Raw genomic sequence first — 12,037 nt, 5'->3', positions numbered from 1 at the left:
TCACCTCGGCCGGGCTCACATCTTGGCCAGGATGTCCACGGTGAAGACCAGCGTGGCTCCCTTGGCGATGCCGCTGCCCTGCGGCGGGTTGTCGCCGTAGCCCAGGTCCGGCGGGATGACGATCAGCACGCGGCTGCCGACCTTCTTGCCGGTCAGCCCCTGCGACCAGCCCTTGACGACCTGCTGGAGCGAGAACGACACCAGCTGCTTGTTGGCGTACGACGAATCGAACTCCTTGCCGGTGTCCCACTGCACGCCCTTGTACTGCACCAGCACCGTGCTCTCGGCGGCGAGCTTGTCGCCGTCGCCCTCGAGGACGTAGTTCGCCACCAGCTTCTTCGGCGGGTCCGTCTTGGGGATCTCGATGGAGGGAGCCTTGCCGTCGGTGTTGGTGCCCACCTTCGGCAGGTCGACGTTGTCCTGGGCGACCTCGGTGCCCTTGGCGGAGCTCTTGGCGTTGAACGTGTCCTGGATGTCGACCACGAACACCAGCGTGTCGGTGCCCTTGATCCCCGCCTGCTCGTTGCCCTGCTTGCCGTAGCCCCAGGTCGGGGGGATGGCCATCTCCACGCGGCTGTTGACCTTCTTGCCCGTCAGCCCGTACCGCCAGCCGTCGATGATGCGGCCCTGGGAGAGCTGGAAGAACGCGGGCGCGCCCCGGTCGTAGGAGTTGTCGAAGACCTTGGCGGTGGCCCAGATCTGGCCGAGGTAGTTGGCCAGGACGTAGTCGTTCTCGGCGACCGCCTTGCCGTTGCCCGCGATGACCGTCTTCACGGCGAGGTCCTTCGACGGCTCGCCGCTGCCCTTGGCGACCGTGGGCTTCTGGTCGAACTTCGTGCCCGCGGTGATCGCCGGCAGCGGACCGTCCACGATCTTCGGCGACGGCGCGGCCGACGTCTCGGGGTTGGACGGCGACGCGCTGTCGCTTCCCTGGCTCGAATCGGTCCCGTCGTCGTCCCCGCATCCGGCGAGCGTGACCAGTCCGGCGGGTACGGCGATGAGAAGTGAGCGTCGGCGCACGGTGGGGGCCTCATAATCGGTCGATCTTGTGGATGGCGTGCGCGCAACTCTACGACGTGAGAAGGGCGCCGTACGGGAAACGTACGGCGCCCGTGTTGCGTTCCGGACGGATGTGACAGCCGTCGGATGTCGGACCGATCGGAACGCGTCGCTCACATACCGGCGATGAGTTTCTCCACCCGGTCGTCCACGGAACGGAACGGGTCCTTGCACAGAACCGTGCGCTGCGCCTGGTCATTGAGCTTCAGGTGCACCCAGTCGACAGTGAAGTCACGGCGCTGTTCCTGGGCCCTGCGGATGAAATCACCGCGCAGCCGGGCCCGAGTGGTCTGCGGCGGAACGGACTTGCCTTCGAAGATCTTCAAGTCGTTGCAGATACGCGCCGCTTGACCCTTCTTCTCCAGCAGGTAGTACAGGCCACGACGCCGGTGGATGTCGTGGTAGGCGAGGTCTATCTGCGCGACCCGCGGATGCGACATGGTCATGTTGTGCTTGGCCCGGTACCGCTCGATGAGCTGGTACTTCATGACCCAGTCGATCTCGGTGCCGATCCGGTCGAGGTCCTCGGCCTCGATCGAGTCGAGCGTGCGGCCCCACAGCTCCAGGACCTGCTCGACGGTGCCCGTGCGAATCCCGCGGCGCTCGCAGAAGTCCACGGCCTTCTCGTAGTACTCGCGCTGCACCTCCAGGGCGGAGGCCTCGCGGCCGCTGGCCAGGCGCACCTTGCGCCGGCCGGTGATGTCGTGGCTGACCTCGCGGATCGCCCGGATCGGGTTCTCCAGGGTCAGGTCGCGCATCACCGTGCCCGCCTCGATCATGCGCAGCACCAGATCGGTGGCGCCGACCTTCAGCAGCATCGTCGTCTCGGACATGTTCGAGTCGCCCACGATGACGTGCAGCCGGCGGTAGCGCTCCGCGTCGGCGTGCGGCTCGTCGCGTGTGTTGATGATCGGCCGGGAGCGGGTCGTCGCCGAGGAGACGCCCTCCCAGATGTGCTCGGCCCGCTGGCTGACGCAGTACACCGCGCCCCGCGGGGTCTGCAGCACCTTGCCGGCGCCACAGAGAAGCTGCCTGGTGACCAGGAACGGAATGAGGATGTCCGCGAGCCGGGAGAACTCCCCGTGACGCGCCACGAGATAGTTCTCGTGGCAACCGTAGGAGTTGCCCGCCGAGTCGGTGTTGTTCTTGAAGAGGTAGACGTCGCCCGCGATTCCTTCCTCGTGCAGGCGTCGTTCGGCGTCCACCAGGAGTCCTTCGAGAATGCGCTCGCCCGCTTTGTCGTGGGTGACCAGTTCGGTCACGTTGTCACATTCCGGTGTCGCGTATTCCGGATGCGATCCCACGTCTAGATAGAGGCGGGCGCCGTTTCGAAGAAAGACATTGCTGCTACGGCCCCATGACACGACACGGCGGAAGAGGTACCGCGCCACCTCGTCAGGCGACAGGCGGCGCTGTCCCCTGAACGTGCACGTGACGCCGTACTCGTTCTCCAGCCCGAAAATGCGGCGGTCCATGACTGAACATTACGCCCGATCCCCTGAGCTGAAACGGGGTTCGACGGCACGGTTTGGATCATTTTCCGATGAAGCCGCAACGACCGCACCCCTGCCGGGAGCTGCGAGGACCCGTCCCGTGGCCATCAGGACCAGCAACGACACGGCCCCCGCGCCACCCGGCACGGCGAACCCCCAGAAGGCACCGCCCGCCTCGACCACCGGCCCCGCGAGGCCCGTTCCGACCGACGCGCCCACCGTGAACGTCGTCACCAGCCAGGAGAACGCCTCGGTGACCGTCCCCCGCGGCGCATGCCGGTCGACCAGCACGAACGCACATGCGATGCACGGCGCGAGGAACACCCCGGCGAGCACCGCCAGCAGTGTCATGGCGACCGCTCCCGGCATCAGCATCAGCGGCAGGTAACACACCGCCAGAAGCGCCACCAGCAGCCGCAGTCGCCGCGCCGGCTCGCCGCTCCACTGCCGCGCCCCGTACACCGTGCCACCGACCAGCGCGCCGAGCCCGAGGCCCGCCATCAGCCAGCCGTACACCACGTCACCACCGTGGTCGTCGGCGTACGACACCGCCGCCACCGCGATGGACCCCATCGCAACGCCGACGAACAGGAAGGACGCCAGCAGCGCCAGCAGCCCCGCCGAGCGCAGCGCCCCCAGCCAGTGCGCCTCGCGCGGCGCCGAGCGCCACGCGCGCGAGGGCGGCGACACGACCACGGACAGGGCGCCCAGCACTCCGATGACGTTCAGGACGAGCAGGGCCGCCTGCGCCGACCACAGCGACGCGCACAGCGTCAGCAGCAACGGACCCAGGGTGAACATGACTTCCTGCGCCACCGCGTCCATCGCGTACGCCGTGTGCACCTGGCCGTCCTTGTGCAGGACCGACGACCACAGCGCCCGCAGACCACCCTCCAGAGGCGGCGTGAACAGACCGGCGGCCGCCACCGAGGCATAGGCGAGGCCCAGCGGATCGATGCCCACGAAGGCGAACACGGCCATCGCGAGCGCCGAGGCGACCGCGGCCGGCAGCTGCACCCGCGGCTGCCCGTGCAGGTCCACCAGCCGCCCCAGGAGCGGCTGACCCACCGCGTTGGCGACCCCGTACACGGCCGCCAGCCCGCCGGCCAAGGTGTAGGAACCGCCCTCCGCGCGCACGAACAGCAGGATCGCGAGAGCTGCCACGGCGTTCGGCAGCCGCCCTATGAGCGTGCCGACGAGCAGCCGGGCGGCATGCCTCGCCCTGAGGATCTCCACGTAAGCGCCGGTCATCGGCCGCGCCGCCCTCCGCTGAAGTTTTACGTATAACGTCCTTCGTCATACGTACCATGTGCGCTGTTCACGAGTCCAGGCAGAGGAGGAGGCGGAAGGTGGCACACGGCAGCACCCGCCCCACCAGCCGGGACGTCGCCCAGGCCGCGGGCGTGTCCCAGGCCGCGGTTTCCCTCGTCCTCGGCGACAAGTGGCGCGGCCGCGTCGCCGAGGCCACGGCCGAACGCGTACGGCAGGCAGCGCGCGAGCTCGGCTACCGGCCCAACCTCGCCGCCCGCAACCTGCGCCTCGGCCACACCCGCACCGTACTCCTGGTGGTGCCCGCGCTCACCACCGAATTCTTCGCCGGCGTCTACACCGGCGCCGCCCGCGTCGCCGCCAGCAGCGGCTTCGGCGTGGTCCTCTACCCCTCCCCCGAAGGCATCGGCCCGCAACCTGCGCCTCGGCCACACCCGCACCGTACTCCTGGTGGTGCCCGCGCTCACCACCGAATTCTTCGCCGGCGTCTACACCGGCGCCGCCCGCGTCGCCGCCAGCAGCGGCTTCGGCGTGGTCCTCTACCCCTCCCCCGAAGGCATCGGCGACACACGGGCTTCCTGCTCACCGCCCGCCGACTCGCCGACGGAGTCGAGCCGCCCATGCGCCGCCGACGCCCTCACCGCCATCCGGGGCGACCAGCTCCCCCTCGTCATGCTCGACAGCGACCCGGACGGCAGCCTCGGCGCCGCCACCGTGAACCTGGACATCGCCGACGGCGTCCGCCAGGTCACCGACCACCTGCTGGGCCTCGGTCACCGCCGCTTCCTGCACCTCGCGGCCGACATCGCGTCCTGGACCTTCGAAGTACGCGCGCACGAACTGAACACCCGACTCGCCCGGACGCCCGGCACCTCACTGCGGACCGTCCGCGCCCCCATCTCCATCGACGGTGCCCGCACCGCCGCCGAGTCCGCGCTCGCCGCCCAGGGCCCCCGCCCCACCGCGATCATCTGCGACGACGACAAGCTCGCCGCCGGCGCCTACAAGGCCCTGCGCCGCCTCGGGCTGCGCATCCCCGACGACATCTCCGTCACCGGCCTCGACGACCTCGCCCTCGCCACCGCCATCGACCCCGAGCTCACCACCGTCCGACTGGACGCCGAGCTCTTCGGTGAACGCGGGATGCAGGCCCTCCTGGCCGTCCTGGAAGGCCGCGAGCCCGAAGAGGGCGACATTCCGGTCCAGCTCGTCGTACGAGGCTCCACAGCGCCGCCCAGCACCCCCTGACGGCCCTCATGAACGCCCTGTGCCCCGGCCAAGTGGTCGGCCGGGGCACAGTACGGGCGGGGTGAAGCGGAAACCTGGGACTACTCCTCGGAGGCGCCGGACTCCTCGGAGGACTCGTCGTCGGCGGCGCTCTCGGCCTCGGTGGTCGCCCCACCGGCCTCCAGCAGCCGGTCGAGCTGACGGCCGACGATGCGCCTGAACTTGCGCGACTGCGGACGCGTACGGTCCAGCACCGCGACCTCCAGGCGCTCCGCGGGAATCTCCCGCTGAGTGCCGTTCGACTCACGGGACAGCGCCTGCACGGCCAGCTCCAGGGCCTCGGCGAGGCTCATGCCGTCCTGATGACGCTGATCCAGATAGTTGCTGATCAGCTCCGCATTGCCGCCGACCGCGACCGAACCGTGCTCGTCCACGATCGACCCGTCATGCGGGAGCCGGTAGATCTGATCACCCTCCGGCGTCGCGCCGACCTCGGCGACGACCAACTCCACCTCATACGGCTTCTCGGCCGCGGAGGAGAAGATCGTGCCCAGCGTCTGGGCGTAGACGTTGGCCAGACCACGGGCGGTCACATCATCACGGTCATAGGTGTAACCACGAAGATCGGCGTATCGCACGCCGCCGATCCGCAGGTTCTCGTACTCGTTGTACTTGCCGGCCGCCGCGAAGCCGATCCGGTCATAGATCTCGCTGAACTTGTGCAGCGCACGGGACGGGTTCTCGCCGACGAACACGATGCCGTCGGCATACTGCAGCACGACCAGGCTGCGACCACGGGCGATGCCCTTGCGGGCGTACTCCGCCCGGTCGGCCATGGCCTGCTGGGGTGAGACATAGAACGGCGTCGACACCGGTTATCCGTCCCTTTCTGTCGAAGTCACAGGATCACCTTGATAAGACGGAACGACCGCTACAGCAGTGCGGCCCGCGGGCCGTCGGGCTGCTCCAGACGCCGCTCCAGGATCGAACGGGCGATCTCGGAGGACTCGTCATCGCCCAGCCGACGGAAACCGTCGTCGGTGATCACGGTGACGATCGGGTAGATCCGGCGGGCGACATCGGGACCACCGGTCGCCGAGTCGTCGTCAGCCGCGTCGTACAGGGCCTGCACCACGAGCGTCGTGGCATCGGCCTCGCTCAGATCGTCACGGTAGAGCTTCTTCATGGCGCCACGCGCGAAGATCGAACCGGAGCCGGTGGCGGCGAAGCCATGCTCCTCGGAACGACCACCGGTCACGTCGTAGGAGAAGATCCGCCCCTTGTCCCGGTCCACGTCGTACCCCGCGAAGAGCGGAACCACGGCCAGCCCCTGCATCGCCATGCCCAGGTTGGACCGAATCATGGTCGACAGCCGGTTCGCCTTGCCCTCCAGCGACAGCTGAGCGCCCTCGACCTTCTCGAAGTGCTCCAGCTCCAGCTGGAAGAGCTTGACCATCTCGACGGCCAGACCGGCGGTGCCGGCGATGCCGACCGCCGAATACTCGTCGGCCGGGAACACCTTCTCGATGTCGCGCTGAGCGATGATGTTCCCCATGGTGGCGCGACGGTCACCGGCGAGCACGACGCCGCCCGGGAACGTCACGGCCACGATGGTCGTGCCGTGCGGCGCCTCGATCACGCCCTGTGTGGGCGGCAGTTGGCGATTGCCGGGCAGGATCTCCGGCTGATGCTCGGAGAGAAAGTCCATGAACGAGGACGACCCGGGCGTCAGGAAGGCAGCCGGTAGACGCCCGGTGCTACGAGTGTTGGCTTCCACGCGATTCCTTCCAAGTAAGCGGCGGCCCGGCGGACGGCGTCGGGATTCTCTCCCAACTTGCCGATGGCCGAATTGCAGTTGAAGCACACTACGCCACGGACCCTACCCGTCTTGGGGCAGTGATCCACATGAACGGGCGGAGCCTTGAGACCGCAGGCCGACGGGGGTCGTGCGCCCGGACGCGAAGGCTGCGCGCGGCTTGAACCCACCGCACCGCGCGCAGCGCTTCATCTCCGAATCGCCGGCCACCACGCCACCCCGTTCACCTTCAGATCGAAGGATCAAGCGGCCTACTGGCCGCCCTTTTGAACGAAGGACCGCACGAAGTCCTCGGCGTTCTCCTCGAGGACATCGTCGATCTCGTCCAGTACCGAGTCGACGTCATCGCTCAGCTTCTCCTGGCGCTCCTTCAGGTCCTCGGAAGCCTGCGTCTCCGCCGCCTGCTCCTCGACCTCCTCAGTGGAACGCGTGGCCTTCTGCTGTCCGCCGCCGGTGTCCTTGGTTGCCATATCCCTCACCCCGCTCAGTTCGCCCGACATGGTCGACAGGTCGGCTTTCCTGCCGATCGGTGATGATCAGACCCTACAAGCCGGGTCTGACATCGGCCCCGCAGTTTCTCCAACGTACGGGGGCCATCTCGATGATTCCCGGACGCCGGGTTTTCCACCCTGCCCGGCCGACGTCCGGCCGACACCTGCCGAGCGCTCTCAGCTGCCTGACAGGACCCTGACCAGGTCTTCTGCGGTGCGACAGCGGTCCAGGAGCTCCTTGACGTGATTTCGCGTTCCGCGAAGCGGTTCGAGGGTTGGAACGCGCTGGAGGGAGTCCCGGCCCGGGAGATCGAAAATGACCGAGTCCCAGGACGCCGCGGCGACGTCGTCGGCGTACTGCTCCAGGCAGCGGCCGCGGAAGTACGCCCTGGTGTCCTCCGGCGGCTTCGCCTTCGCCCGCTCCACGGTTTCCTCGMCCATGAGGCGCTTCATGCGGCCGCGGGCCGCCAGACGGTTGTAGAGGCCCTTCTCGGGGCGCACGTCGGCGTACTGAAGGTCGACGAGGTGGAGCCTGGCGGCGTCCCAGTCGAGGTCGTCGCGGCGGCGGTAGCCCTCCATGAGCTCTCGCTTGGCGACCCAGTCCAGTTCCTTGGAGAGGCTCATCGGATCGTTCTCGAGGCGGTTCAGGGTGTCTTCCCAGCGCGAGAGGACGTCCTTGGTCTGTTCGTCGACGTCGGCGCCGAAGCGTTCCTCGACGTATTTGCGCGACAGCTCGTAGTACTCCATCTGGAGCTGGACCGCGGTCAACGTGCGGCCGCTACGCAGCGTGACCAGGCGCTTCAGGGACGGGTCGTGGGAGACCTGATGCAGGGTGCGTACGGGCTGGTCGACGGCGAGATCGACCGCGATGAAACCGTCCTCGATCATGGACAGGACCAGGGCCGTCGTGCCCAGCTTGAGGTAGGTCGAGATCTCGGACAGGTTGGCGTCACCGATGATCACGTGGAGGCGACGGTACTTCTCGGCGTCGGCGTGCGGCTCGTCGCGGGTGTTGATGATCGGGCGCTTGAGGGTGGTCTCGAGCCCTACCTCGACCTCGAAGTAGTCCGCGCGCTGGCTGAGCTGGAAGCCGTGTTCGTGGCCGTCCTGACCGATGCCGACGCGGCCCGCTCCGGCGAAGACCTGGCGGGAGACGAAGAAGGGGGTGAGGTGGCGCACGATGTCGGAGAAGGGGGTTTCCCGCTTCATCAGGTAGTTCTCGTGCGTGCCGTAGGAGGCACCCTTGTTGTCGGTGTTGTTCTTGTAGAGGTGGATGGGCTGGGCGCCGGGGAGCTGGGCGGCCCGCTCGGCGGCTTCGGCCATGATGCGCTCGCCGGCCTTGTCCCACAGGACCGCGTCGCGCGGATTGGTGACCTCGGGCGAGCTGTACTCGGGGTGCGCATGGTCGACGTAGAGCCGCGCTCCGTTGGTGAGGATCACATTCGCGAGGCCGATGTCCTCGTCGGTGAGCTGGCTGGCGTCGGCGGCCTCGCGGGCGAGGTCGAAGCCTCGCGCGTCCCGCAGCGGATTCTCCTCCTCGAAGTCCCAGCGGGCCCGGCGGGCCCGGTGCATCGCCGCCGCGTAGGCGTTGACGATCTGGGATGAGGTGAGCATGGCATTGGCGTTGGGGTGGCCGGGGACGGAGATCCCGTACTCCGTCTCAATGCCCATTACTCGCCGTACGGTCATGCGGCCCTCCTTGCCCGGCGGCACCCTCGGTCGTGGGCGCCGCACAAGTACCGCTGGCGCTCGGTTGCGTGTGCGGTGCCCGTCCCCGCACTGCGCGACTCGGCGGTACGGAAGAGCCTAGAGCGCCTTTGCCCTGGTGGGGAGATCATTTGCGTCATTGCCTTGCACGCCTTGTGGTCCGGTTATGGCCGGAAAAACAGTGGGCTGCGGGTACCCGGTGAGGGCACCCGCAGCCGCCCTGGGTTTTACAGGTACTGTCCGGTGTTGGCCACCGTGTCGATGGAGCGTCCGGTGTCGGCGCCCTGCTTTCCGGTGATGAGGGTGCGGATGTAGACGATCCGCTCGCCCTTCTTTCCGGAGATCCGGGCCCAGTCGTCCGGGTTGGTGGTGTTGGGCAGGTCCTCGTTCTCCTTGAACTCGTCCACGCATGCCTGGAGGAGGTGGGAGACGCGAAGGCCCTTTTGCTTGTGCTCCAGGAAGTCCTTGATCGCCATTTTCTTGGCGCGGCCCACGATGTTCTCGATCATGGCGCCGGAGTTGAAGTCCTTGAAGTAGAGGACTTCCTTGTCGCCGTTGGCGTAGGTGACTTCCAGGAAGCGGTTTTCCTCGGATTCGGCGTACATCTGCTCGACGGCGGTCTGGATCATGCTCTGGACCGTCATGGCCTTGTCGCCGCTGTGCTCGCCGACGTCCTCGGGGTGGAGCGGAAGACGCTGGGTGAGGTACTTGCCGAAGATGTCCTTGGCGGCCTCGGCGTCGGGACGCTCGATCTTGATCTTCACGTCCAGGCGGCCGGGGCGCAGGATGGCGGGGTCGATCATGTCCTCGCGGTTGGAGGCGCCGATCACGACCACGTTCTGCAGGCCCTCGACACCGTCGATCTCGGCGAGGAGCTGCGGGACGATGGTGTTCTCCACGTCCGAGCTGACACCGGAGCCACGGGTGCGGAACAGGGACTCCATCTCGTCGAAGAAGACGATGACGGGTGTGCCCTCGCTGGCCTTCTCACGAGCACGCTGGAAGACGAGGCGGATCTGCCGCTCGGTCTCACCGACGTACTTGTTCAGGAGCTCGGGGCCCTTGATGTTGAGGAAGAAGCTCTTGCCGGAGGCTTGGCCGGTGACCTCGGCGACCTTCTTGGCCAGCGAGTTGGCGACAGCCTTGGCGATGAGCGTCTTGCCGCATCCAGGGGGCCCGTACAGAAGGACGCCCTTGGGCGGCCGCAGTTCGTGCTCCTTGAACAGATCCGGGTAAAGGTACGGGAGCTCGACAGCGTCGCGGATCATCTCGATCTGGTTGCCGAGGCCGCCGATCGATTCGTAGCCGATGTCCGGCACTTCTTCGAGGACGAGTTCCTCGACCTCGCTCTTGGGGACGATTTCATAGACATAGCCGGAGCGGGGTTCGAGCAGGAGGGCGTCGCCGGGGCGGATGGTGACGTCCAGCAGCGGCTCGGCGAGCCGTACCACCCGTTCCTCGTCGGTGTGCCCGAGCACCAGGGCGCGTTCGCCGTCCTCGAGGATCTCCTTGAGGGTGACGATGTCCCCGACGCGCTCGAATTCCATGGCTTCGACCACGTTGAGCGCTTCGTTGAGCATCAGTTCCTGGCCGCGCCGGAGCTCGTCGAGTTCGACGCTCGGGCTGACGTTCACGCGGAGTTTGCGGCCGCCGGTGAAGATGTCGGCGGTGCCGTCCTCGTTCGCCGTGAGGAAGACTCCGAAGCCGGCCGGGGGCTGTGCGAGCCGGTCGACTTCTTCCTTGAGGGCCACGATCTGGTCGCGGGCCTCACGGAGCGTGTTGGCGAGTCGCTCATTCTGTGCGGACACGCCGGCCAGATTGGTCTGCAACTCGACGATCCGCTCTTCGAGAATCCTCGTGTGTCGCGGAGAGTCGGCGAGCTTGCGTCGCAGGACGGCGATCTCCTGCTCAAGGTAGGCGATCTGCCCGGCCGGGTCGTCGGACCCTCGTCCCGGGCGGATGCCGCGGTTCATGTCGTCGTCGTGGGCTGCCACGGTCCTCACCTCCTCCAAGGGGAGCTGGACGCTTCCAGACCCTACCTGGGTGGGTGTCGATTGAAACCCCTAGATCACAAAGACGGTCGGGGTGTGTCCGATCTTCACCCTTGCGCTCTCCCTCACGCCAGGGGAATACCCACCGCACATGATTGGAACCCAGGCGGAGGTAGGGTCGAAGCGTTCAACACCCGTCAGAGCTGGCCGGATTCCCGTTCGGCTCGGCGCAGGAAGCGGTAGGAGAGATGAGCGTGGAGCAGGCGGCCGGGGTCGATGGTGAGGCGCTGGAGGTCTGGATCGATCAGGATCTCTGTACCGGCGACGGGATCTGTGCCCAGTATGCGCCTGAGGTGTTCGAGCTGGACATCGACGGCCTGGCCTACGTGAAGAGCTCGCAGGACGAGCTCCTGCAGGCCAAGGGAGCCACAACGCCAGTGCCGTTGCCGCTTCTCACGGATGTGGTGGACTCGGCGAAGGAGTGCCCGGGCGACTGCATCCATGTGCGTCGGGTTTCGGACAAGGTCGAAGTGTTCGGTCCGGACGCCGAGTGACCTTGCGTGCACGGGGTGTTACGACTGTCTGATTTCTCACAACACTCTGTGGCGCGGGTCAGACGCTGTGGGCACCGGCGGGTGTCGAGCGGACGAACGTACCGTTCTGCCACTGCCATTTCGCGCTGTCCTTCACGTCGGGGCAGCAACGGGGCACGTCGGTCGACGAGTAGCCGAGCAGCTCGGCCTCAACCCCTCCGTCACGGACAGCGATGTCACTGACGGTGATGCTGTCCTTGGGATCGACGAGGGTCGCGACGACGCGGGGTGTTGCGCTCGCCTTGGCGTGGGTGAGGACGTAGACGCCGTCGGGCGGGGTGCCCATCGGGGAGTCGCAGTGCACGACGGCCACGGTCTCCGGGCTGCCGTCGCCGTCAAGGTCTCCGGTGGCCTTCTTCACCACGACCGCTTTCACGGGGCCGCATTCGAG

9 protein-coding genes and 4 pseudogenes are annotated in these 12,037 nt (G+C 67.4%); 3 read left to right on the top strand and 10 right to left on the bottom strand.

Annotation, left to right across the window (positions count from 1 at the left end):
- Positions 1-15 precede the first annotated feature (15 nt).
- The 3 genes from EAO75_RS23545 to EAO75_RS23535 form a co-directional block, all read right to left on the bottom strand.
- Positions 16-1,020: an FKBP-type peptidyl-prolyl cis-trans isomerase gene (locus EAO75_RS23545; protein WP_147997032.1), complete on the bottom strand. Its 1,005-nt coding sequence runs from the start codon at positions 1,018-1,020 to the stop codon at positions 16-18.
- Between the two features lie 152 nt (positions 1,021-1,172).
- Positions 1,173-2,534: a Pup--protein ligase gene (gene pafA / locus EAO75_RS23540; RefSeq protein WP_147997031.1), complete on the bottom strand. Its 1,362-nt coding sequence runs from the start codon at positions 2,532-2,534 to the stop codon at positions 1,173-1,175.
- Positions 2,535-2,543: 9 nt separating this feature from the next.
- A complete protein-coding gene (locus tag EAO75_RS23535) occupies positions 2,544-3,803 on the bottom strand; it encodes an MFS transporter (protein ID WP_147997030.1) in 1,260 nt (419 codons plus the stop codon).
- Positions 3,804-3,901: 98 nt separating this feature from the next.
- On the opposite strand from EAO75_RS23535, the pseudogene EAO75_RS48650 reads away from it, so the two are divergent.
- Together EAO75_RS48650 and EAO75_RS23525 are read left to right on the top strand one after the other, a co-directional pair.
- A pseudogene (locus tag EAO75_RS48650) lies at positions 3,902-4,075 on the top strand (LacI family DNA-binding transcriptional regulator); the annotation flags it as partial.
- Between the two features lie 154 nt (positions 4,076-4,229).
- Positions 4,230-5,069, top strand: a pseudogene (locus EAO75_RS23525) (LacI family DNA-binding transcriptional regulator); the annotation flags it as partial.
- Positions 5,070-5,149: 80 nt separating this feature from the next.
- On the opposite strand, the gene prcA reads toward EAO75_RS23525, so the two are convergent.
- The 6 genes and pseudogenes from prcA to arc all read right to left on the bottom strand — a co-directional run bounded on the left by prcA (position 5,150) and on the right by arc (position 11,056).
- Positions 5,150-5,920 (bottom strand): proteasome subunit alpha, encoded by a 771-nt coding sequence (prcA, locus tag EAO75_RS23520; protein ID WP_147997029.1) that lies wholly within the window; start codon positions 5,918-5,920, stop codon positions 5,150-5,152.
- Between the two features lie 59 nt (positions 5,921-5,979).
- Positions 5,980-6,825 (bottom strand): proteasome subunit beta, encoded by an 846-nt coding sequence (gene prcB, locus EAO75_RS23515; RefSeq protein WP_147997028.1) that lies wholly within the window; start codon positions 6,823-6,825, stop codon positions 5,980-5,982.
- A pseudogene (locus EAO75_RS23510) lies at positions 6,777-6,974 on the bottom strand (endonuclease domain-containing protein); the annotation flags it as partial. The pseudogene EAO75_RS23510 and the gene prcB, both read right to left, overlap by 49 nt.
- A 141-nt stretch (positions 6,975-7,115) precedes the next feature.
- Complete coding sequence (locus EAO75_RS23505; protein WP_019757212.1) at positions 7,116-7,334, bottom strand: ubiquitin-like protein Pup; 219 nt, start codon at positions 7,332-7,334, stop codon at positions 7,116-7,118.
- Between the two features lie 198 nt (positions 7,335-7,532).
- Positions 7,533-9,044, bottom strand: coding sequence for a depupylase/deamidase Dop (gene dop, locus EAO75_RS23500; protein WP_410092472.1), 1,512 nt, complete (start codon positions 9,042-9,044; stop codon positions 7,533-7,535).
- Between the two features lie 245 nt (positions 9,045-9,289).
- Positions 9,290-11,056 (bottom strand): proteasome ATPase, encoded by a 1,767-nt coding sequence (arc, locus tag EAO75_RS23495; RefSeq protein WP_147997027.1) that lies wholly within the window; start codon positions 11,054-11,056, stop codon positions 9,290-9,292.
- 245 nt (positions 11,057-11,301) lie between these two features.
- On the opposite strand from arc, the gene EAO75_RS23485 reads away from it, so the two are divergent.
- The gene (locus EAO75_RS23485) at positions 11,302-11,607 is read left to right on the top strand and encodes a ferredoxin (RefSeq protein WP_147997025.1); all 306 of its coding nucleotides are present in this window, start codon (positions 11,302-11,304) and stop codon (positions 11,605-11,607) included.
- A gap of 58 nt (positions 11,608-11,665) precedes the next feature.
- Here the strand turns inward: EAO75_RS23485 and EAO75_RS23480 are convergent.
- Positions 11,666-12,037: pseudogene (locus EAO75_RS23480) on the bottom strand (hypothetical protein); the annotation flags it as partial.

Origin of the sequence: Streptomyces sp. UW30 (assembly GCF_008042075.1) — a bacterium.
Taxonomy (GTDB): domain Bacteria; phylum Actinomycetota; class Actinomycetes; order Streptomycetales; family Streptomycetaceae; genus Streptomyces.
This window is presented reverse-complemented; position numbering and strand designations above follow the sequence as displayed.